Source organism: Streptomyces sp. NPDC127100, assembly GCF_042724095.1.
Classification (GTDB): domain Bacteria; phylum Actinomycetota; class Actinomycetes; order Streptomycetales; family Streptomycetaceae; genus Streptomyces.
In genome coordinates this window covers 1-21363 of the sequence record NZ_JBHXFL010000049.1, presented here as the reverse complement: position 1 = coordinate 21363, position 21363 = coordinate 1, and the positions used below count along the sequence as shown (strand labels likewise).

Sequence of the window (21363 nt, the reverse complement as noted above, 5' to 3'; positions counted from 1 at the left end):
ACCCGGTGTGCCGGCCGTCCGCCGTCACGCGGCCGCGTCACCGGTGGTCCCGCCGCCGCGGACGACGACCAGGAACATGTCCGAGGCGAGGTCCATGACGACCTCGGCGGGCAGGCCCTCCAGACGCCGCGCGTGCGCGAACTCCTCCGCCGGCCAGGAACCGCGCGGCCCGCCGGCGGGAAAGCGCTCGAGCACCGTTCGCCCGTTCACCCTGCACCTCCATGTAGCGCTGTACTCGTAGAGTTAAACGCCAACCATGGAGCGAACACCTCGTGAAGTGATGGTACTGAGACTAAGTTGACACTCGTTCACCGCAAAGTGTGAGCGCCGTCTCGTCCGTCCGGGCCCCTTCGCGACGCTGCGTGTCAGTCGTCGTACTCGTCGTGGTAGCGGATCCGGTCGCTGCCCGCGGGCGCCCCGAGAGCCGACGCGCGCCCCTCCGGCCGCTCCCACCGCTCCTGCCGGCCGAGCGCGGTCAGGTCGAGGAGACTGGTGGTCGAGCCGAGCCCGTCGAGGCCGCGTTCGTACGTCGAGTAGGTGTGGAAGACCCGGTCCCGGTCCCGCAGGAAGCAGCTGAGGCCCGGCCGCTCGCCGAGTTCCCCCTCGTGCTCCAGGGTCGCCTCGAAGTCGGTGTTGAAGTCGCTGAGGTACGACGAGTACCAGGGCAGGGTCCAGCCCATCCGCGCCTTGAAGGGCAGGATCCTCGGGTACGGCGCGCGGGACACCGCCGCGAAGGACGTGCCGCGTGCCCTCAGGTGCGCCAGGTGCCCGATCTGGTCGAGGAACGCCGAGCAACTTCGGCACCCGGCGTTCCACTCGGGCGCGAACATGAAGTGGTGGACGATGAGCTGGGCGCGCCCCTCGAAGAGGTCGAGCAGGGTGGCCTTGCCGTCGCCGCCCTCGAAGACGTACTCCTTGTCGATCTCCACCATGGGCAGTGAGCGCCGCTCGGCGTTGAGCGCGTCCCGCGCTCGGGTGGCCGCCTTCTCCTGGGCCAGTAAGGCCGCGCGCGCCGCGCGCCAGTCCTCGCGCGAGACGATCTCGGGAAGCGACATGGGCTCCAGCTCCTCCTGTGCAACGGTCCGTCGGGGGTGCTGACCGGTGGGAGGCGCGGAACTCATCGCGGTGCGGTGGGATTTCTTTCCGGACCGGCGCTCCGGTGCGGCGGCTGCCCGGCGACCGGCAGCTCCGGCAGGCGCAGCCCCGCGCGTTCGCGCCGTTCGGCCAGTTCGTCGCGCAGCTCGGCGAGCCGCTCGGCGAGCCGGGGTGTGAGGCGGCCGCTGTCGTCGAGGTGCACGGCACACGCGGTGGTGGTGTCGACGAGCCGTTCCAGGACGGCGGCGACCTCGTCCGCGCCCGCGGAGTGCCGGGCGAGCGCCGGCAGCTCGGCGGCGGCGAGGGCGACGGCGGTGCGGGCCTCGGCGAGCGTGCGGTAGGCCTCCCGGCGCAGCCTCCACCGGGCGGCGCGGTCGTCGGACTCGCTCAGTACGTGGGCGAGGTAGGCGTGTGCGGCGCCGCCCGCCGCCTCGAGCCGGGCGCGGACCGTGCCGCCGCGCTGCCCCGGCATCGGCAGATGCCCGACGATCAGGACGATCGCGCAGGCCAGCAGGGTCTCCGCGATGCGGCTGAGCGCGGCCTGGGGTTCGCCGCCGGTCATCACCAGGGCGAGGACGAGGACGGTGACGACGGCGGTCTGGGCGGCGAAGTGCCGGGCGGCGACGGGCACGAGCGCCCCGCTGAGGACGACGAGCGCGACCAACCCCTCCGGCCGGGGCAGCACGGCGGCGAACGCGGCGAAGACGAGCGCCCCGAGGACGGTGCCGGCCACCCGGCACAGCACGCGGGACACCAGCGGGCCCAGGTCGGGCTTGACCAGGAAGACGACGGTGGCGGGCAGCCAGTACCAGTGCTGGTGCGACCCGTACCAGTGCCCCTGGTGCAGGACCTGGCCGACGGCGGCGCCGGCCCCGAAGCACAGACCGGCGCGCAGTCCGTACTCCCGGCCGGCGGCGCCGAGGACGGTGCGCGCAACGGAGGTGAGCGGCCGGCTGCGGGTGTGCAGGTCCCGGCCGCTGCCCCGGTCGAAGGCCTCGGCCGCGTGCAGGAGGGCGTCGTCGAGGGCCCGCAGGGCGGGTTCGGTGCGGGCGGGGGCGGGCAGCGGCCCGGTGGGGGTGTTGCCGCGGACGGCCGCTGCGAGCCGCCGGGGGCCTTCGGCGGCCCGGGCGGGCACGGGGTGCTCCGACCAGGCGAGCGCGGTCGCGGCCTCGCCGAGGGGCAGCGCGGCGGCGTACTGCGCGTGCAGCCGGCGTTCGGCCGAGGAGGAGGGGTGGCGCCGCAGCCTGGGCCCGGCGAGCGCGTCCTGCGCCTGGTCGAGGGCGGCGGTGAGCGCCGCCCGACGGGCACCGGCGTGTTCGGTGCCCGCCGCCTCCAGCAGCGCGGCGACGGCGTCGTACGCGTCGGCGACGGCCGCGCGCTCCCCGTCGAAGCGGAAGTCGAGGCGCGCGTCGCGGGCGAAGGAGCCGGGTGTGGGCAGGATCAGCCGCAGCGTGAGCAGCCATCCGGCGCCGGCGAGGAAGGCGAGGACGCTCTGCCACCCGGGGTCGGGCATCGGCATGCCGGCGCCCACGGCGGTGGTGACCATCACCTGCGTCCCGGTCCCGGACGCGACGGTTCCGGCGGCGCTGACGCCTCCGGCGACCACTCCGAGCGCGGTCAGCGCCAGGGTCAGCGGGACGGGCCCGAGGTGCTGCCCCGCGAAGGTGCCGCCCAGCAGCCCGGCCGCCCCCGCGAGCGCCGGGACGCCGATCCGCCTGACGGACGTACGGCGACTGCCCGGCCGGTCGTTGATGCCGGCGAGCAGGGCGGCGATGGCGGCGACGACGCCGAGGGAGGTCCGCCCGGCGAGGAGGGCGGCGAGCAGCAGCGGCCCGCCGGCCAGTGCGCCCCGTGTGACCGCGCTCCAGGGCACGGGCCCGCGCTGGGCGTTCAGGGCGTGGGCGAGCCAGGGCGGGAGCGCGAGGACGGCGGGGCGGGCGGTGCGGGGCACGGGGCGCGGGGCTCCTGTCGTCGGGGCGAGGGCGGAGGTGAGCCTTCGGGCGACGGTGGCCGGGCTGTGGCGTGCGCTGTCAAGAGTACGGGCGGTTCGTGAGGGGGCGGAAACGGGCGCGTTTCCGCGAGGTGACGGACGCCGGCCCGCCGCCGGGAGCCGGGGCTCCGCGGCGGCGCGCGGTGGCGGCGCTCACCGCGTACGGACGTCGTAGGCCGTGCCGTCGGCGACGGCCTGGAGTTTGTCCGGGTTGGCCACGTTGTGGATGGCGGTGATACGGCCGTCGGGGCCGAAGTCGAAGGTGACGGTGGCGATCACGCGATCCGGTCCGCTGAACACCACGCCCGGCCCGCCGTTGATCCCGACGAGTTCGGCCTTCATGTCGGCGGGCTCGACGCCCTGGTAGGTGACGGTGCCGATGGCCGCGAACCAGGCGGCCACCGTGGCCGCGCCCACCACCGGGCGCAGGGCCTGGCGGACCTTGCCGCCGCCGTCGGTCCACAGGGTGACGTCCGGGGAGAGCAGTTCCATCAGGGCGTTGACGTCCCCGCCGGTCGCGGCGGCGAAGAACCGCTCCGTGGCATCGCGCTGACGCGAGCGGTCGGCGGCGAAGCGCGGGCGCCGGGCCCGCACGTGCTCGCGGGCGCGGTGCGCGGCCTGCCGCACCGCGACCTCGGAACGCTCCACCGCCTCGGCGATCTCGGCGTGGCTGAAGTCGAAGACCTCCTTCAGCACGAACACCGCGCGTTCCAGCGGGCTGAGCGTCTCCAGCACCACCAGCATGGCCATCGACACCGACTCGGCGTCCATGACGGCCTCGGAGGCGTCCCCGCCGGTGAGGATGGGCTCCGGCAGCCACGGCCCCACGTAGGTCTCCCGCTTGTGCCGGGTGGAACGCAGCCGTTCCAGCGCCAGGTTGGAGACGATCCGGGTCAGGTACGCCTTGGGGTCGGCCACCTGCGACCGGTCCGCGGCGGACCACTTGATCCAGGCGTCCTGGACCGTGTCCTCGGCGTCCGCCGCGCTGCCGAGGAGGCGGTAGGCCACGGAGAACAGCAGTCGCCGGTGCTGGTGGAAGACCTGCTGGCCGGGGTCGGCGGAGAGGCCGGTCACCTGCCCTCCCCGCTCCGGGTGAAGCGGCCCCCGCGGGGCCAGAACGCGCCCGAGGCGGGCATCTTCTTCATGCGGCCGTAGGTCGGCCAGGGCGAGGCGGTCACGGTCTCCTTGTACCGGACGGCCATGCGCCCGGTCAGGCAGAACCGGCGCGGACTGTCGTCGGGCCGTGTGAACTGCACCACGGCGTCGCCGCGTCCCAGGCTCACCGGCGTGTGGTAGTAGCCGAAGCGGAACGGCTTGGGCTGCCTGCCCCTGAGCACCCGGTCGATCGACAGCGCGGCGTGCACCCCGGTCGGCATGCCGCCCTGGCAGGTGCCGTGCATGACGCCGTAGCCCTGGCGGATCGCGGCCGCGTCGCCGATCGCGTACACGTCGGGGTGGGACACCGACCGCAGCGCGGCGTCGGTGACGATGCGTCCGTGAGCGTCGACGGTCAGCCCGGCGGCGGCCGCGAGCGGCTGGGCCCGCGTGCCGCTCGTCCACAGGACCGCGTCGGCCGCGACGCTCTCCCCGCCCGCCAGCTCGACCGCGTCGGGCAGCACCTTCACCACCTCGACGCCGGCGCGCACCCGGACGCCCAGCCGGTCGAGCGCGGCGTGCACATACGCCTTCGCCCTCGGGGTCATGGCCGCGCCGGGCTCCTCCCTGCCGAGCAGCACGACCTTCGACTCCGGGTGCCGCTCGGCGATCTCCGCGGCCGACTCGATGCCGGTCAGCCCGCTGCCCGCGACCACCACCGTGCCGTGGCCGAGCCGTGCCAGCCGGTCGGCCAGCAGCTCGGCGTCCTGTGCGCCGCCCAGCGTGTACGCGTGGTCCTCGGCCCCCGGCACGGCGGCGGTGTCGGCGACGCCGCCCAGCGCGTACACCAGCGTGTCGTAGGGCAGGACCCGGTCGTCGTCGATCCGCACGGTCCTCGCGTCCGCGTCCACCGCCGTCACCCAGCCGCGCACGAACTGCGTGCCCGTGCCCTCCAGCAGCTCCGGGACGTCCAGCTCGGCGAGCCGCTGCCCGGTCGCCGCCATGTGCAGCCGCATGCGCTCGGTGAAGCGCTCCCGCGAGTTCACCACGGTCACCCGCACGTCCTCGCGTCGCTTCGTCCGGGCCGCGAGCTGGATGGCCGCGGCCATGCCCGCGTATCCCGCCCCCAGGATCACCACGCGGTGCGCGGTCGCCGTGCCGGTCCCCTGTCGTGCGCTCATCGTTCGTCCTCCTTGGCCAACTTGCCGACACCCACCGGATGGAAGCAGGCGGCCCGAACGTGACACGGCCGGGATGTGACGCGCGCCACAGGTCGGAGGCCGGGCGGAATCTGCCGTCACGCAGACGTCGTCGGCACACCGTGCCGGGCCGCCTCCATGGCTTCGCCCAGCAGTTCCCCGGCCCGCGTGACCGCCCCGGTCAGGGACCGCGGGTCCTCCGTCAGCCGCGTCAGCAGGACGTCGAGGCCGCCCAGTCCCGCCCGCGCGACCATCCCCTTCTCGTTCGTGACCCACTCCCCCCGAGCCGCCAGCACCGCGTGCGCCGTCTGAGTCGCGGCCAGGGCGATCGCTCCGGCCACCTGGGTCACCGCTCCCTTCGGGGCGTGGCCCGCCCCGGCGTAGGCGAGGGTGGCCGTGGCCGTCCCGTACCAGTGCTCCGGGGCGGTGGCGCGGAGGGCCGCCGGGTAGGCGGGGCGGGGCAGTTCACCGCGCAGCACCTCGTTGACGGCCAGCTCCGCGACCACCAGGTACGTCGGGATGCCCGCCAGGTGGAACATCAGCGGCTCCACGCCGAAGCGGCCCGCCTCCGCCTCCGCCACCTCGTGCTCGACCGCGTCGAGGTCGCGGTAGTGCACGTCGACCCGGCGTTCGTCGATCGTCAGCCAGGCGCCGCCGTTGAAGACGCCGCCGCCCCACGCGCCGATGCCGGACACCTCCCCCGGCCAGCCGAGGGCACGGAGGTCGTCCGGGTCGAACGCGCCCCGGTAGTAGACCGCCAGGTCCCAGTCGCTGTCGGGCCGGTGGGTGCCCCGGGCCCGGGAGCCGCCGAGGGCGACGGCCCGGACGGTGGGCAGGGCGGCGAGCCGGTCGGCGGTCGTGTCGAGGAATGCCTGGTCCGTGAGGGAGGGCACGGCTGCGAGCTCCTGGTGGAGGGGACAGGGGGTGGAATGGCGGCCGGTCAGGCCGCGGCGCGGGCGTACTTGTCCGTCGCCGCCACGAGCGCGTCGTCCCCGACCGCTCCGGCGTCGTGTCCCGCCTCGTCCACGACCACCAGTTCGCTGTCCGGCCAGGCGTGGTGGAGCCGCCAGACGATGCCGAGCAGGTTGCCGAAGTCGAGGCTGCCCTGCACCAGGGTGCCGGGGATGCCCTTCAGCAGGTGCGCGTCCCGCAGGACCACGCCTTCGTCGTTGCCGTCGCCGAGGAAGTGGTCGTTGCCCCAGTAGTGCGTGACGGTGCGGGCGAAGCCCATCCGGAACACCGGGTCCTGGAAGCGCGCGATCGAGCCGGGCGGTGCGGGGACGATGGCCGTCTCCCAGTCCGTCCAGGCCCGCGCGGCCCGCTCCCGGACGTCCGGATCGGGGGACTCCAGCAGCCGGTTGCAGGCGGCGGCCAGGTTGCCGTCGCGCTCGCCGGCCGGCAGGGCGGCGAGGAACCGCTCGTGGGCCTCCGGGAAGATGGTGCCCAGCCCCCGGGTGAGCAGGTCCACCTCGGCGTTGGAGCCGGTCGCGACCCCGGTCAGGACCAGCTCGGTCACCACACCCGGGTGGGTCTGCGCGTACCGCAGCCCCAGGACCGACCCCCACGACACGCCCCACACCAGCCACCGCTCGATCCCCAGGTGGGCGCGCAGCCGCTCCAGGTCCGCCATGAGGTGGCCGGTGGTGTTCACGCTCATGTCGGTGGTGGGGTCGCTCGCCGGGGGCACGGAGCGTCCGGCGCCGCGCTGGTCGAGCAGCACGATGCGGTACGCGGCGGGATCGAAGTAGCGCCTGAGGTTCGGGCTCGTGCGGGACCCGGGCCCGCCGTGCAGCACCAGCGCGGGCTTGCCGTGCGGGTTGCCCGCGGTCTCCCAGTGGACGTGGTTGCCGTCGCCCACGTCGAGCATGCCGTGGTCGTACGGTTCGATCTTCGGATACAGGCCCATCGGGGCACCGTAGCGCCGGCGGGCGCGGCCGTTCATCCCCTTTCCGCCGTGGGCAGTCCCGCCGACCCGGCCGCGGTGCGGAGCACCTCCCGCAGCATCCCGGGGGTGAGCCGGCCGGTGAAGGTGTTGCGCTGGCTGACGTGGTAGCAGCCGAAGAGGTGCAGGTCGGGGGTGTCCGGGCCGTGCAGCGTGACGTGGGCGCCGTGGGCGAAGGCGGGGCGGGGCCGGGGCAGGGTCCAGCCGGCCCCGGCGAACGCCGGCAGCGCGGCCTGCCAGCCGAAGGCACCGAGGACCACCACGGCGCGCAACGTCGGCCGCAGCAGGCCCAGTTCCTGGACGAGCCACGGGCGGCAGGTGTCGCGCTCCGCGGGGGTGGGTTTGTTGGCGGGCGGGGCGCAGTGCACCGGGGAGGTGACGCGGACGCCGTGGAGCTCCAGGCCGTCGTCGGCGGTGACGGCGGTGGGCCGGGACGCGAGCCCCACGTCGTACAGCGCGCGGTACAGCACGTCACCGGAGCGGTCGCCGGTGAACATCCGGCCGGTCCGGTTGCCGCCGTGGGCCGCGGGGGCGAGCCCGACGATCAGCAGGCGCGCGTCCGGCGGGCCGAAGCCGGGCACCGGGCGTCCCCAGTACGTCCAGTCGGCGAAGGCCGCCCGCTTGGTGCGGGCCACCTCCTCCCGCCAGGCGACCAGCCTCGGGCAGGCCCGGCACCCCGCGATCCGCTGATCGAGTCCGGCGAGGCCGCTGGTGTCCATGCCCCCCACCGTAGAACCACCGGGCCACCGCTCGGCCACGCCCCCCGGGGGGGCGTCCCGCCGCCTGCCGCGCCGGCACGGCACGGCACGGCACCCGATGGTCCCGGCGCCCCGGGCCCCGCCTCCCGGCCCCGCCGATATCCGGTCCCCCGCACGGGGCCGGGCGGCTAAGGTCGGGGCATGGCTTCCGAGCATGACGAAGGCACCGGCGGCGAGGCGAAGGCCGCCGAGCAGGCCCCCGACCCGAAGACCGCCGCCGCGGTCGCCGCCGCCGAGGCCGCCGGGCCGCAGCCCGGCGAGAGTGTCCGGGTCGACAGCTGGATCTGGGCCGTCCGCCTGATCAAGACCCGTTCCCTCGGCGCGACCGCCTGCCGGGGCGGTCACGTCCGGGTGAACGGTGAGCGCGTGAAGCCCGCGCACTCCCTGCGCGTCGGCGACGAAGTGCGCCTGCGGCACGAGGGCAGGGAACGGGTCGTCGTCGTGAAGCGGCTGATCCGCAAGCGGGTCGGAGCCCCGATCGCCGCCCAGTGCTACCTCGACAACTCCCCGCCGCCCCCGCCCCGCGAGGCCGTCGCCCCGGCCGGCATCCGCGACCGGGGCGCCGGACGCCCGACCAAGCGGGACCGGCGCGAGCTGGAACGCCTGCGCGGTCTGGAGGGCCCGGGCCGCCCGGAAGGCCCGGCGAGGTAGCCGGCTCGTCCCCTCACCCCCGGGACGCGGGAACCGCCCGCACCCATGTCCCGTCCTCGGTGAGACAACGGTCCACCCTCAGCCCCGCCGCTGCCAGCGCCTCCTCGAACTGCTCCTCGGTCAGCGGCCGGGCGCGGAAGGTCTGTGTCCAGACCGCGTCCGGGAACTCGTACTCCACGTGGACCGAGTTGACACCCTCCCCGACCGGCTCCGCCGACACGATCCGCACGGTGAAGCCGCTCGGGTCCACCCGCTCGCGCGGCACGTTCGTGTGGTAGTCCGCGCCCTCCCGCTGGATCAGCACGCAGCCGCTCTCCGAGACGTGCCGGACGCAGGCGTCCAGCAGGCCTCTTCTCACCTCGACGTCCCCGGCGTGGACGAGGAACGACGCGAGCATCACGACGTCGAACGTCTCGCCGAGGTCGAGGTGTTCGATCGGGCTGCACACGGTGCGTGCCCCGCACACCTGCTCCAGCATCTCGGCGGACTCGTCGACCGCCGTCACGTCGAAGCCGCGCTCCAGCAACGGCCGGGTCATGCGGCCCACTCCGCAGCCCAGCTCCAGGATGCGCGCGCCCGCGGGCACGGCGGCGGCCACGATGTCCGGCTCGGTCCCGACGGGCAGCCGTGAGTAGAGCTCGACCGCGCAGCCGTCCGGGGTGATCGCCCCTGGCCCCGTCCCCTGGTGTCCCTCTCGCATTTTCAGCTCCATGCCCGTCCAACGGGCCGCGCCCGCACAGCCGTTCCACTCCGCGGCCGGTTCACCCGACCGAGTGAACGCCCGGCCGTCGCCGGTTCAGAGCGGCAGCCAGCAGCAGCCGCGTCGCCCCGGGGTCCCGCGTCACCGACCCGTGCAGTGCGATCAGGGGGTTGACGTCCTCGTACGGCACGGCGGGATCGAGCAGCACGTCGGGCAGGTCGTCGGCGTCGTGCAGCACGGCTCGGTCCGGGGCACGGCCCGGTTTCCTCCTCGGCGTTCCGGGAGTACGTTTTTCGACAGGAGTGGTCATCCCCATGCGTACGGGAAGTGAGCCGACAACCGCGCGCAGTGCCCTGCGGGCGCGGTTCTGGCTGAGCCTGTGGGGAGTGGTCTGGTCGATCTTCGGGACGGCCGTCTTCGCGCTCACCGGGCGGCCCGGCTGGGCCGTGGCGTTCGGGGTCCTGTGGCTGATCATCACGGTCGACCTGGCCGTGATCCTGCGGCACATCCGCCAGGGCCCGCACTACCAGCCCGGCCCGGACGTCCCGCCGTACCGGCCACCGGAGCACCGCACACGGGACGGTCCCCCGGGGCCGCCCCCCGGTAAGCCCGGGTCACCCGGAAGCCCGTGACCCGCACCGGCCGCCCCGTCGGGATCAGGAGTCGAACCGCGCCTGTTGCAGGTACTCCGGGTTCGGGTCGAGGGCCGCGGCCAGCCGGAAGTGGCGTCTGGCCTGGTCCGGGCAGCCCCGGCGCTCGAAGGTGCGGGCCAGCGCGAAGTGCGCGAAGGCGTTGTCCGGCTCGCGTTCCAGGACGATGGTGAACTCCAGCTCGGCGGGTCGGAGCTGCGCCGCCGCGAAGAAGGCCCGGGCGCGCAGCAGCCGTGCCGCGGTGTTCTCCGGGTGCGTGGCGATGACTCCGTCGAGGAGCTTCACCGCGCCCCGCGGGTCCCGCGCGGCGAGCAGTTGCTCGGCGGCGCGGAAGTCGATGACGTCCGTCTCCGGAGTCCGTCCGGTCGAACCGCTGGTCTCGGGCACGGCACAGTCCTTCCCTCGCTGGAAGGGCTCAACGCTCCCGCGGGGGCCGCTATTCCTGCGCCGGCCGCGTCGGCGGCGCACTCGCCGGGGGCTGCGCCGCGTGGGCCCTGCGGGTCAGCTCCGCCCACACCTCCGCCACGCGGTGCCGCAACCGCTCCAGCGGCACGTCGTTGTCGATGACGACGTCGGCGATCTCCCGACGCTGTTCCCGGGTCGCCTGGGCGGCCATGCGGGCACGTGCGTCCTGCTCGGTCATGCCGCGCAGCCGCACCAGCCGGTCCAGCTGGGTGGCCGGGTCGGCGTCGACGACGACCACGACGTCGTACAGCGGCGCCAGGCCGTTCTCGGTGAGCAGCGGGACGTCGTGGACGACGACGGCGTCCTCGGCCGCGGACCTCTCGAGTTCCCGGGAGCGGGCACCGACCAGGGGATGCACGATCGCGTTGAGCGCGGCCAGCTTCTCCGGGTCGGCGAACACGATCGAGCCCAGCCGGGGCCGGTCGAGGCTGCCGTCACCGGCGAGCACCTCCGCGCCGAACGCCTCCACGACCGCCGCGAGCCCCGGGGTCCCCGGCGCGACGACCTCGCGGGCGATGCGGTCCGCGTCGACCAGTACCGCCCCGCACTCGACGAGCAGCCGGGACACCTCGCTCTTGCCGGCGCCGATCCCGCCGGTCAGGCCCACACTCAGCATGAGCGGAAGCTTAGGGCCTGCCGGTGACGGCACCTCGTACGGGGCGCCGCCGGACGTCAGCCGTCGCCCTCCCGCTCCGCCAGGAAGCGTTCGAACTCGAGGCCGATCTCGTCGGCCGACGGGATCTCGACCGGCTCGGCGAGCATGTTGCCCCGGGTCTGAGCGCCCGCGGCGGCGTCGTACTGGTGCTCCAGGCCCTGGACGAGCGCGGTCAGCTCCTCGTCGCCCTCCTGGATCTGCCGGTCGATCTCGGTCTGGGTCCGGTGGGCCTCCGTGCGCAGGGCGTGCGCGACGCCGGGCAGGACCAGTCCCGTCGCCGCCGTGATGGCCTCCAGGACGGTCAGCGCGGCGTCCGGATAGGCGGACCGGGCGATGTAGTGCGGCACGTGCGCGGCGACGCCCAGGGCGTCGTGACCGGCCTGCATGAGCCGGTACTCGACGAGCGCCTCGGCGCTGCCGGGGACCTGCGCCTCCTCGAAGGGGCTGCGGTGGCCCGGAACGAGGTCGGTGCGGTTGCCGTGCGGGGTGATCCCGACGGGACGGGTGTGCGGGACGCCCATGGGGATGCCGTGGAAGTTGACCGAGAGGCGGACACCGAGCCGCTCGACGATCTGCCGCACGGCGGCGGCGAACCGCTCCCACTCGACGTCCGGTTCGGGGCCGGACAGCAGCAGGAAGGGCGCTCCGGTGGCGTCCTGGACGAGACGTACCTCGAGGGTGGGTTCCTCGTAGTCGGTCCAGGTGTCGCGCTTGAAGGTCAGCAGCGGGCGACGGGCCCGGTAGTCCACGAGCCGGTCGTGGTCGAAGCGGGCGACGACCTGGTGGGGCAGCGAGTCGAGCACCTGGTCGACGATCTGGTCACCGGTCTCACCGGCGTCGATGTATCCGTCGAAGTGGTAGAGCATGACCAGCCCGGCCGACTCCTGGGCGAGTGCCATGTCGACCACGGCCAGGCCCTTCGGCTCCCACGCGTACAAATCCTGCGGATCAAGCACAGTGACCGCTCCCCTCCTGGTGTCCGTGCGTCATAACGCCGGTGCGGGGGCGGGCATTCCCGGATCGGCGCGCGGTGATCTTCACAGCGGCGGGGCAACGCGAAGGGGCCGCACCTCGAAAGGTACGGCCCCTCGGTGTCAACGACCGGGCCTCAGCGGCCGGCGTTCACGGTGTTCAGCTCTGGCCGCCGGCCAGCTTCTCGCGCAGCGCGGCCAGCGCCTCGTCCGACGCCAGGGCGCCGGAGTTGTCGCCACCCTCGGAGGAGTACGAACCGCCACCGGACGCGGCCGGAGCCGCACCCGCGGTGTCGCCACCCTCGGCAGCGGCCTTCTCGTCCGCCTCGCGGGACTTGATGACCTGCGCCTGGTGCTGCTCGAAGCGCTGCTGCGCCTCGGCGTACTGGGTCTCCCAGGCCTCGCGCTGGGTCTCGTAGCCCTCGAGCCAGTCGTTGGTCTCGGGGTCGAAGCCCTCGGGGTAGATGTAGTTGCCCTGGTCGTCGTAGGACGCGGCCATGCCGTACAGGGTCGGGTCGAACTCGACCGCCGACGGGTCGGCACCGAAGGCCTCGTTGGCCTGCTTCAGCGAGAGGCTGATGCGGCGACGCTCGAGGTCGATGTCGATGACCTTGACGAAGATCTCGTCGTTGACCTGGACGACCTGCTCCGGGATCTCCACGTGGCGCTCGGCCAGCTCGGAGATGTGGACCAGACCCTCGATGCCCTCGTCCACGCGGACGAACGCACCGAACGGAACCAGCTTCGTGACCTTGCCGGGCACGACCTGGCCGATCTGGTGGGTGCGGGCGAACTGCTGCCACGGGTCTTCCTGGGTCGCCTTCAGCGACAGGGAGACACGCTCGCGGTCCATGTCGACGTCGAGGACCTCGACGGTGACTTCCTGGCCGACCTCGACAACCTCGGACGGGTGGTCGATGTGCTTCCAGGAGAGCTCGGAGACGTGGACCAGACCGTCGACGCCACCCAGGTCCACGAAGGCACCGAAGTTGACGATCGAGGAGACGACGCCGGAACGGACCTGACCCTTCTGGAGGGTGGTGAGGAACGTCTGGCGCACCTCGGACTGGGTCTGCTCCAGCCAGGCACGGCGGGACAGGACCACGTTGTTGCGGTTCTTGTCCAGCTCGATGATCTTCGCCTCGAGCTCCTTGCCCACGTAGGGCTGGAGGTCGCGGACGCGGCGCATCTCGACCAGGGAGGCCGGGAGGAAGCCACGGAGGCCGATGTCGAGGATGAGACCACCCTTGACGACCTCGATGACGGTACCGGTAACGATGCCGTCCTCTTCCTTGATCTTCTCGATGGTGCCCCAGGCACGCTCGTACTGGGCGCGCTTCTTCGAGAGGATCAGGCGGCCTTCCTTGTCCTCCTTCTGGAGAACAAGGGCCTCGATCTCGTCACCGACGGCGACGACCTCGTTGGGGTCGACGTCGTGCTTGATCGAGAGCTCGCGGCTCGGGATGACACCTTCGGTCTTGTAACCGATGTCGAGCAGGACCTCGTCCCGGTCGACCTTCACGATGACGCCGTCGACGATGTCGCCGTCGTTGAAGTACTTGATCGTCTCGTCGATCGCGGCGAGGAAGGCTTCCTCGTTACCGATGTCGTTGACCGCAACCTGCGGGGTGGTGGCGGTGGTCTCGGTGCTGCTCGTCATGTGGGAAAGGGCTCCGGTACGGACATTGAAGTCGTAGGTACTGCTTACGCCGGGAGCCCGTTTCGCTCTGCAGAAGCCGGACAGCCAAGTAAGCGTCACCGAAAAACAGTGGCGACGCCTCGAGAACCGAGGGGACATACAACAGATGCGAGCGCGACCTGCTACGTCTGAGGTGCGCAGGCCCGCAGCGCAACTTGTAGCATACGGGGGCGGCCGGGCATGGTCAATGCGCGAAGCCGCCCACCCGGGGCGGATCGCCGCATACCCGGCACAGAAGCCGTCTCCGGAGGCCGCGCGGAACCCGTCGAGTCCCGTGCCCGGGGCCCCGGACGGCCTGGCCGGAAGAGCCGCAGACTAGTACGAGGGAGCCGGTCATCCAAGAGCCCGTAACGTCCGAAGCCGGAGAGACGGAACCCGAGGCCACCCGGCGCGCCGCCGGTGTCACGGAGAGTGCCCGCGCCAACCGCGGCTGGTGGGACCGGAACGCGGACGAGTACCAGGTCGAGCACGGCACCTTCCTCGGCGACGACCGCTTCGTGTGGTGCCCCGAGGGCCTGGACGAGGTCGAGGCCGAGCTGCTCGGCCCGACGGAGGAGCTGAAGGGCAAGGACGTCCTGGAGATCGGCGCCGGCGCCGCCCAGTGCGCGCGCTGGCTGGCCGGCCAGGGCGCGCGTCCGGTGGCCCTGGACCTCTCCCACCGCCAGCTCCAGCACGCGCTGCGCATCGGCGCCGGCTTCCCGCTGGTGCAGGCGGACGCGGCCGTGCTGCCCTTCGCGGACGGCTCCTTCGACCTGGCGTGCTCGGCCTACGGGGCGCTGCCCTTCGTCGCCGACCCCCGACTGGTGCTGCGGGAGGTGCGCCGGGTGCTGCGGCCCGGAGGGCGCTTCGTCTTCTCCGTCACGCACCCGCTGCGCTGGGCGTTCCCGGACGAGCCGGGCCCCGAGGGGCTGTCGGTGTCCGCCTCCTACTTCGACCGCACGCCGTACGTCGAGCAGGACGACGAGGGCCGGGCGGTGTACGTCGAGCACCACAGGACGGTGGGAGACCGCGTCCGGGACGTCGTGACGTCGGGGTTCCGGCTGGTGGACCTGGTGGAGCCGGAGTGGCCGGACTGGAACACCTCCGAGTGGGGCGGCTGGTCCCCACTGCGCGGCCATCTGATCCCCGGGACGGCGATCTTCGTGTGCGAGCGCGACTGACCGGCCTCCGCCCTCCACGCGCGCGTGGAGGGCGGTTCCGCCGGCGTACGACACTGGGGGCGTGATCCGTTACGACGCCCTGGACGCGCTGCCCGTGCGCGGTGCCCTGCCCGCTCTGCACGACGCCCTGGAGGGCCACGGCACCGCGGTGCTGGTCGCGCCGCCCGGCACCGGCAAGACGACGCTGGTGCCGCTCGCGCTGGCGGGCCTGCTCGGCGAGGGGCCCGCGCGGCGCGTGGTCGTGGCCGAGCCCCGACGGATCGCGGCGCGGGCCGCGGCCCGGCGGATGGCGTGGCTGCTGGGCGAGAAGCCCGGCGGCAGCGTGGGGTACACCGTGCGCGGCGAGCGGCTGGCCGGGCGGCACACGCGCGTGGAGGTCGTCACGACCGGCGTGCTCCTGCAGCGGCTCCAGCGGGACCAGGAGCTGACCGGTGTCGACACGGTCGTGCTCGACGAGTGCCACGAACGGCACCTGGACGCGGACACGACGGCGGCGTTCCTGTGGGACGTGCGGCAGGCGCTGCGGCCTGAGCTGCGGCTGGTGGCCGCGTCGGCGACGACCGACGCGGAGGGCTGGGCCCGGCTCCTGGGCGGGGCGCCGGTCGTCGAGGCGCGGGGCGTGTCGTACCCGGTGGAGACGGTGTGGGCGCCGCCCGCCCGGCCGGTCCGGCCGCCGCACGGGATGCGGGTCGACCCGGCCCTGCTCGCCCACGTGGCGTCGGTGGTGCGGCGCGCGCTGGCCGAACGGGACGGGGACGTGCTCTGCTTCCTGCCGGGCGTCGGCGAGATCGCCCGGGTCGCGGGGCAGTTGTCCGGGCTCGGGGACGTGGAGGTGCTCCAGGTGCACGGGCGGGCGCCGGCTGCCGTGCAGGACGCGGTGCTGTCCCCCGGGGCGCGGCGCCGGGTGGTGCTGGCGACCTCGGTGGCGGAGTCGTCGCTGACGGTGCCCGGGGTGCGGGTGGTGGTGGACGCGGGGCTGGCCCGGGAGCCGCGGGTCGACCACGGGCGCGGGCTGAGCGCGCTGACGACGGTGCGGGCCTCGCGGGCGGCGGCACGGCAGCGGGCCGGGCGGGCGGGGCGTGAGGCGCCGGGCACGGTGTACCGCTGCTGGGCGGAGGCGGAGGACGCCCGGCTGCCCGGCTTCCCGAATCCGGAGATCAGGGTGGCCGACCTGACGGCGTTCGCCCTCCAGGCGGCGTGCTGGGGCGATCCGGAGGCGTCCGGGCTGGCGCTGCTGGACCGGCCGCCGGGCGGCGCGATGGCGGCGGCGCGGTCGGTGCTGACGGCCGTGGGCGCGGTGGACGCGGCCGGCCGGGCCACGGAGCGCGGCGTACGGCTGTCGCGGCTGGGGGTGCATCCCCGCCTGGGGCGGGCGCTGCTCGACGCGGGCGCCTCGGGCACGGTGGCGGAGGTGGTCGCGCTGCTCGGCGAGGAGCCGCCGCGGGAGTACGGGGACGACCTGGCGTCCGTGCTGCGGGCTGCCCGGCGCGGGGGCGACGCCTACGGGGCCCGGTGGCGGACGGAGGTGCGGCGCCTGCGGGCCGCCGCGGCACAGCCCGACGAGGTACCCGCCGGTGCGGCGGGGGGCGCCGCTGGTGAGGTGTCCTCGGGCGCGGCGGAGGGGGCCGGGGAGGACGGGATCGTCGGGCTCGTGGCCGCGCTGGCGTATCCCGAGCGGGTGGCCAGGAAGGACGGCGGTTCCTATCTGATGGCGTCCGGGACGCGGGCGGAGCTGCCGGAGGGGTCCGGGCTGCGCGGGGCGCCGTGGATCGCCGTCGCCGCGGCCGACCGGCCGGTGGGCAGGGGGCACGCGCGGGTGCGGCTCGGCGCGGTCGTGGACGAGGCGACGGCGCGGCTGGCGGCGGGCGCCCTGCTGACGGAGCGGGACGAGGTCCACTGGGCCGGCGGTGACGTGGTGGCGCGGCGGGTCGAACGGCTCGGGGCCGTTGAGCTGTCGGTGGGCCCGCCGGCCGACGCCGCCCCCGGCCTCGTCCGGGACGCGCTGCTGGAGGGGCTGCGGCGGGAGGGGTTCGGGCTGCTGCGCTGGTCCGCCGACGCGCGGGTGCTGCGGCAGCGGCTCGCGTTCCTGCGGCAGCGCCTGGGCGAGCCGTGGCCGGACGTCTCGGACGACGCGCTGCACGCACGCGTGGACGAGTGGCTGGAGCCGGAGCTCGGACGGGCCCGGCGGCGGGCCGACCTGGCCCGTGTCGACGCCGGGCAGGCGCTGACGCGGCTGCTGCCCTGGGCGTCGGGCGAGGCGGCGCGGCTGGACGAGCTCGCGCCGGAGCGGATCACCGTGCCCAGCGGGTCCGGGATCCGGGTCGACTACGGCGATCCCGGGCAGCCCGTTCTCGCGGTGAAGCTGCAGGAGATGTTCGGTCTGGAGCGGTCGCCGGAGATCGCCGGGGTGCCGCTCCTCGTCCACCTCCTGTCCCCGGCCGGCCGGCCGGCGGCGGTCACGGCCGACCTGGCCTCCTTCTGGAAGGACGGCTACAAGGGCGTACGGGCGGAGCTGCGCGGCCGGTACCCGAAGCATCCGTGGCCCGAGGACCCGGCCACGGCGCAGCCGACACGGCACACGAAGGCGCGGCTCGGGCGCGAGTCCGCGTCCGGGACCTGACGGCTCCCGCCGTCGCGCGGCGGACGGCCCGAGGGCGCCCCCTGCGCCGCGGTGGTGGGGGCGCCCTCGATGCCGGTCCGGCGGATGCCTACGCGGTGGGTTCGGCCGAAGGGTCCGCCGACGGGTCCGCGGAGGGGCTCGGCGAGGCGTCGGGGGACGCCCCGGTGGACGGGTCCGGCGACGGCTCGGCCTCGGCCTTCGCCACCTTCAGCGGGACGTCGAGGGTGGCGCCGCCCGCGGTGGTGAGGCGCAGTACGAACGTGCCCTCGGTGTCGTCCGCGTACAGCTTCGGCAGCGTCAGCAGGCCCTGGGCGTCGGTCGTCAGGCCGCTCAGGGCGCGGACGGCCTTGCCGTCCGCGTCCTTGAAGTAGGGGCCCTTGTCGTTCACGGCCGGGTCGGTCGCCGACGTGACGAGCGTGGCGGTGACGGCGACCTTGTCCGCGACGGCGCCCTTGTACGTCGCCTTCACCGCGACGCGGTCCGCGAACTCGCCGCCCGCGGTGCAGGTGAGCGCCGCGTCGCCGGTGCGGGCGAGGGCGTCGGCGACGCGCTCGGTGACGGTGGCCCGGTAGTCGAGGCCGGCGACGGTACGGCCGACGACGGTGGCGCGGACGGTGAACGCGCCGGTCTTCTCGCCCGCCCGGAGTGCGGGTGCCGCGGCCACGCCGGCGCTGCCGGTGACGACGGTGGCGACGTTCTCGCCGCCGGCGAAGGTGGCGTCCGTGTCCCCGACGATCGTGAAGCGGATGCGGACCTTGGCGACGGCCTCGCCGCTCCTGGTCTCGGCCCGGGTGCTGATCCTCCCGGCGAACGTGTCGCCCGCGGTGGCGGTGAGGCCGGAGGTGCCGGCGTTCTCCAGGTGGTGCACCGTGTCGGTGGGGGTGGGGGTCGTCGTCGGCGGGGTCGAGGGGGTGGGGTCCGGTGAACCGGTGCCGGGCGGCGAGGGCTCGGCGGGGGCGGTCGGACCGGTGGAGCCGCCGGCGCCGCCCGGGGACGGCGTCGACGTGCCCGGGGTCACGGGCACGGTGGGCAGGCCGGGGGTGCCGGTGATTCCGGGCGACGGGCTCGGCCCGGTCACGGCGCCGTCGTCGCTGCGGCCGACCGGCAGCGCGCCGGAGCCGTCCGGGACCTCGTGGGTGCCCTTGCGGTAGTACTCCAGCCAGGACAGGACCGTGTTCAGGTAGTCCTGCGAGTTGTTGTAGCTGAGGATCGCGCGGTTGAGGTCGGCCTGGACGGCCAGGTCCCAGCCGTTGCGGCACAGGTAGTGACCGGCGGCGAGGGCGGCGTCGTAGACGTTGTTGGGGTCCTTCAGGCCGTCACCGTTGCCGTCGCGGCCCGCCCACGCCCAGGTGGACGGGATGAACTGCATGGGGCCGACGGCGTTGTCGTAGCTGCTGTTGCCGTCGTAGACGCCGTTGTCGGTGTCCTTGATGAGCGCGAAGCCGTTGCCGTCGAGCTGCGGGCCGATGATGCGGCCGGTGGTGGTGCCGTTCGCGTCGACCCGGCCGCCGCGGGCCTGACCGGACTCCACCTTGCCGATGGCGGCGAGGAGTTGCCACGGCAGGTTGCAGCCGGGCTTGGCCTGGCGCAGCTCCGACTCGGCCTTCTTGTACGCGTCGAGGACGGTCGCGGGGATACCCGCTTCGGCGGGGCCCCGGGACACGGGGGTGCCGACGGTGGGCGCGGGGCTCGGGGTGTTGAGCGGCGGCAGGTCCGTGTAGTAGGGCGAGTTGCCGGTGGCGCTGTCGCCGGAGGCCGCGGAGGGTGACGGCGTGCTGTCGGCGGTGGTCCGTCTGCCGTTGCCGTCCGCGGTCACGTCGGGAGCCTGGGACGCGGAGAGGGCCGCGACCGCGACCGCCGCGACGGTGGTGGTGACCGCCGCCTTGCGGAGTCTCCTGTCGAACTGCGCCGCCATAGAGTGACCCCTCCCGTGGACGCCCGCGCGTCCGTCTCCGTCGTCCGTCCGTCTTCGGCTGTGGTGCTCGCGCCGTACCCGTCCCCGTGGGGACGAGCGGCCCGAGCCGGAGGTTGCGCCGCAACTTTCCGAGCGCGACGGTCGTCTGTTCGACCAGTACGGCGCCGCAGGCGACCCTACGACAACTTGCTTTGCGTGGGCACCCGTTCGTGCCCGATATTCACCAGTTGGCCATATGAGGAGCCGGGTTGCCTTTCACCCTCAGTCATGCGGCGGCCGTGCTGCCCGCCGTGCGCGGCGACGGTTCCGGGCGGGGCCGCCTGGTGCCGGCCGTGCTGGTCGCGGGGTCGTTCTCGCCCGACATGACCTACTACGCGGCGAGTCTCGTGTCCGGAGCGATGGAGTTCGGGGACGTGACGCACTCCTTCGCCGGGGTCTTCTCGGTCGACGTGCTCATCGCCTGGGCGCTGGTGGGGCTGTGGCTGCTGATGCGCGAGCCGGTGGTGGCGCTGCTGCCGCGGGCCCGGCAGGGGCGCGCCGCCGCCCTGCTGCGCTGCGGGGCGCCACGGGCGCGGGTGCGGCCGTCCCTGGTGGTGCGGTGGTACGTGTCGGCGGCGCTGGGTGCGCTGACGCACGTGGTGTGGGACGCGTTCACGCATCTCGACCGGTGGGGGATGCGGGTGCTGCCCGTGCTGGGGCGGGAGATCGCGGGCTCGCCGCTGTACTGGTACCTGCAGTACGGCGGTTCCGCGGTGGCGGCGGTGGTGATCGTCGTGTTCGTGGCGCGGGCGCTGCGCCGGCGGCCCCCGGCCGAGCCGCTGGGCGTCCCCGCGCTGTCGGCACGGGACCGGTGGTGGGCCGGGGCGGTGCTCGGCGGCTGTGCGCTGGCCGGGGTGGTGCAGCGGACGGCCCGGTGGTGGGAGCACGGGGCGTCCGGGGCGAAGCCCTGGGAGGTCGTCCCGACGGTGTGCTTCGGGGCGGGCGCGGGGCTGGTCCCGGGTCTGCTGCTGTGTGCCGTGGGGATCAGGGTGTGGCGTCCGGTCCCGGTCCCCGCCGCCCCGGGAGGCGTCGGTGCGGAGCCGGCCCGCCGGGTGGCGCGCTGAGGGTGTCGGCGGGCGCGACGAACACGGTGGGAGTGCGCGCGGGGCGCGACCGGGGCAGCAGGGTGAGGGCGAGCGCCAGGTAGCCGCGGGCCAGGTCGGCCCAGAGGCGCCGGGCGGGGACCTCGCGTGGAGCCGCGGCGGCCCGGCCCCGGCGGGTCACTCGGCGGCGGAGGCCCTCCCCGGTACGACGCAGGGCCGTCATGACCGTGGCCGGGATGCGGCCGGTGCTCGCGCCCGGCGCGAAGTCCGGGACCGTCCGGAGTGGCACGCGGGCGGGTCGGTCCGTGCTTGCCCGTGCCGGTGTCGTCCGGTGGTGGAGCATGCGTATACCCATGCCCGCATCCTGGGGGGAGGAAGGGGGCGGGGGCTTTCCCGCGGGGGCCACCTGAGTGACGGGTCCTCCGGGGGCGGCGGAAGGGGTGCGTCGGGATGCCTGCGGGGCCGGGCTCGTGGCGGGGGAACGCGGTGAACCGCCGGGTCCGCGGCCCTGCGGCACGGCGTCGCCGCGGGCGCTGGGCCTCGGGGGGCTGGACGCGCGGGAGCCGGGGCAGGTGTCCGTCCTGCTCCCGGCTCCCGCGGCGTCGGCGTGGGGGGGGGAAGCGCCGCCCCGTGCCCCGCCGCCCCCCCCCCGCCCCCCCACCCCCCCGGGGCCCGGAGGTGCCCCCCGGGGGCCCACGACAGGCGGGGCCGGGGCA

Annotated in this window: 20 protein-coding genes; 5 read left to right on the top strand and 15 right to left on the bottom strand. The window is 74.6% G+C overall.

What is annotated here, in order from left to right:
- Positions 1–24 precede the first annotated feature (24 nt).
- From ACFWJB_RS30630 to ACFWJB_RS30595, 8 genes are all read right to left on the bottom strand, one after another.
- Positions 25–210 (bottom strand): hypothetical protein, encoded by a 186-nt coding sequence (locus ACFWJB_RS30630; RefSeq protein WP_385463895.1) that lies wholly within the window; start codon positions 208–210, stop codon positions 25–27.
- A 155-nt stretch (positions 211–365) separates the two neighbouring features.
- Entirely contained in the window at positions 366–1055 is a 690-nt protein-coding gene (locus ACFWJB_RS30625) for a DUF899 domain-containing protein (protein WP_386926265.1), read from the bottom strand.
- Positions 1056–1117: 62 nt separating this feature from the next.
- Positions 1118–3046, bottom strand: coding sequence for an FUSC family protein (locus tag ACFWJB_RS30620; protein WP_386926263.1), 1929 nt, complete (start codon positions 3044–3046; stop codon positions 1118–1120).
- Between the two features lie 192 nt (positions 3047–3238).
- On the bottom strand, positions 3239–4159 hold the full coding sequence (locus tag ACFWJB_RS30615) for an RNA polymerase sigma-70 factor (RefSeq protein ID WP_386926261.1): 921 nt from the start codon (positions 4157–4159) through the stop codon (positions 3239–3241).
- Positions 4156–5361 (bottom strand): NAD(P)/FAD-dependent oxidoreductase, encoded by a 1206-nt coding sequence (locus ACFWJB_RS30610; RefSeq protein ID WP_386926259.1) that lies wholly within the window; start codon positions 5359–5361, stop codon positions 4156–4158. Before ACFWJB_RS30610 ends, ACFWJB_RS30615 begins: the two co-directional genes overlap by 4 nt.
- Positions 5362–5477: 116 nt before the next feature.
- Entirely contained in the window at positions 5478–6272 is a 795-nt protein-coding gene (locus ACFWJB_RS30605) for a nucleotidyltransferase domain-containing protein (RefSeq protein ID WP_386926257.1), read from the bottom strand.
- 47 nt (positions 6273–6319) lie between these two features.
- Positions 6320–7285, bottom strand: a complete 966-nt coding sequence (gene pip, locus ACFWJB_RS30600) for a prolyl aminopeptidase (protein WP_385463912.1) — start codon at positions 7283–7285, stop codon at positions 6320–6322.
- A gap of 32 nt (positions 7286–7317) precedes the next feature.
- On the bottom strand, positions 7318–8040 hold the full coding sequence (locus ACFWJB_RS30595; RefSeq protein WP_385463915.1) for a uracil-DNA glycosylase: 723 nt from the start codon (positions 8038–8040) through the stop codon (positions 7318–7320).
- Positions 8041–8220: 180 nt separating this feature from the next.
- On the opposite strand from ACFWJB_RS30595, the gene ACFWJB_RS30590 reads away from it, so the two are divergent.
- Positions 8221–8730, top strand: coding sequence for an RNA-binding S4 domain-containing protein (locus ACFWJB_RS30590; protein ID WP_385463918.1), 510 nt, complete (start codon positions 8221–8223; stop codon positions 8728–8730).
- A 13-nt stretch (positions 8731–8743) separates the two neighbouring features.
- Here the strand turns inward: ACFWJB_RS30590 and ACFWJB_RS30585 are convergent, their stop codons facing one another.
- Positions 8744–9430: a class I SAM-dependent methyltransferase gene (locus ACFWJB_RS30585; RefSeq protein ID WP_385463921.1), complete on the bottom strand. Its 687-nt coding sequence runs from the start codon at positions 9428–9430 to the stop codon at positions 8744–8746.
- 61 nt (positions 9431–9491) lie between these two features.
- Positions 9492–9668 carry a hypothetical protein gene (locus tag ACFWJB_RS30580; RefSeq protein ID WP_385463924.1) on the bottom strand — a complete coding sequence of 59 codons (177 nt, stop codon included), beginning with the start codon at positions 9666–9668 and terminating at the stop codon, positions 9492–9494.
- A gap of 76 nt (positions 9669–9744) precedes the next feature.
- On the opposite strand from ACFWJB_RS30580, the gene ACFWJB_RS30575 reads away from it, so the two are divergent.
- Positions 9745–10062, top strand: coding sequence for a DUF6343 family protein (locus tag ACFWJB_RS30575; RefSeq protein ID WP_385463927.1), 318 nt, complete (start codon positions 9745–9747; stop codon positions 10060–10062).
- 24 nt (positions 10063–10086) lie between these two features.
- On the opposite strand, the gene ACFWJB_RS30570 is transcribed toward ACFWJB_RS30575, so the two are convergent.
- From ACFWJB_RS30570 to rpsA, 4 genes are all read right to left on the bottom strand, one after another.
- Positions 10087–10467, bottom strand: coding sequence for a tetratricopeptide repeat protein (locus ACFWJB_RS30570; RefSeq protein ID WP_385463929.1), 381 nt, complete (start codon positions 10465–10467; stop codon positions 10087–10089).
- 49 nt (positions 10468–10516) lie between these two features.
- On the bottom strand, positions 10517–11161 hold the full coding sequence (coaE, locus tag ACFWJB_RS30565; protein ID WP_385463932.1) for a dephospho-CoA kinase: 645 nt from the start codon (positions 11159–11161) through the stop codon (positions 10517–10519).
- Positions 11162–11217: 56 nt separating this feature from the next.
- Positions 11218–12156 carry a PAC2 family protein gene (locus ACFWJB_RS30560; RefSeq protein WP_385463935.1) on the bottom strand — a complete coding sequence of 313 codons (939 nt, stop codon included), beginning with the start codon at positions 12154–12156 and terminating at the stop codon, positions 11218–11220.
- 175 nt (positions 12157–12331) lie between these two features.
- Positions 12332–13831, bottom strand: coding sequence for a 30S ribosomal protein S1 (gene rpsA, locus ACFWJB_RS30555; RefSeq protein WP_225634200.1), 1500 nt, complete (start codon positions 13829–13831; stop codon positions 12332–12334).
- A gap of 374 nt (positions 13832–14205) precedes the next feature.
- On the opposite strand from rpsA, the gene ACFWJB_RS30550 reads away from it, so the two are divergent.
- Together ACFWJB_RS30550 and hrpB are read left to right on the top strand one after the other, a co-directional pair.
- On the top strand, positions 14206–15030 hold the full coding sequence (locus ACFWJB_RS30550; RefSeq protein WP_386926288.1) for a class I SAM-dependent methyltransferase: 825 nt from the start codon (positions 14206–14208) through the stop codon (positions 15028–15030).
- Positions 15031–15091: 61 nt separating this feature from the next.
- Entirely contained in the window at positions 15092–17650 is a 2559-nt protein-coding gene (gene hrpB, locus ACFWJB_RS30545) for an ATP-dependent helicase HrpB (RefSeq protein WP_386926252.1), read from the top strand.
- A gap of 88 nt (positions 17651–17738) precedes the next feature.
- Here hrpB and ACFWJB_RS30540 read toward each other — a convergent pair whose 3' ends face one another.
- Positions 17739–19565 carry a lytic transglycosylase domain-containing protein gene (locus ACFWJB_RS30540; RefSeq protein WP_386926250.1) on the bottom strand — a complete coding sequence of 609 codons (1827 nt, stop codon included), beginning with the start codon at positions 19563–19565 and terminating at the stop codon, positions 17739–17741.
- Between the two features lie 248 nt (positions 19566–19813).
- Here ACFWJB_RS30540 and ACFWJB_RS30535 point away from each other — a divergent pair, with 248 nt between their 5' ends.
- Positions 19814–20668, top strand: coding sequence for a DUF4184 family protein (locus ACFWJB_RS30535; protein ID WP_386926248.1), 855 nt, complete (start codon positions 19814–19816; stop codon positions 20666–20668).
- Positions 20669–21363 lie beyond the last annotated feature (695 nt).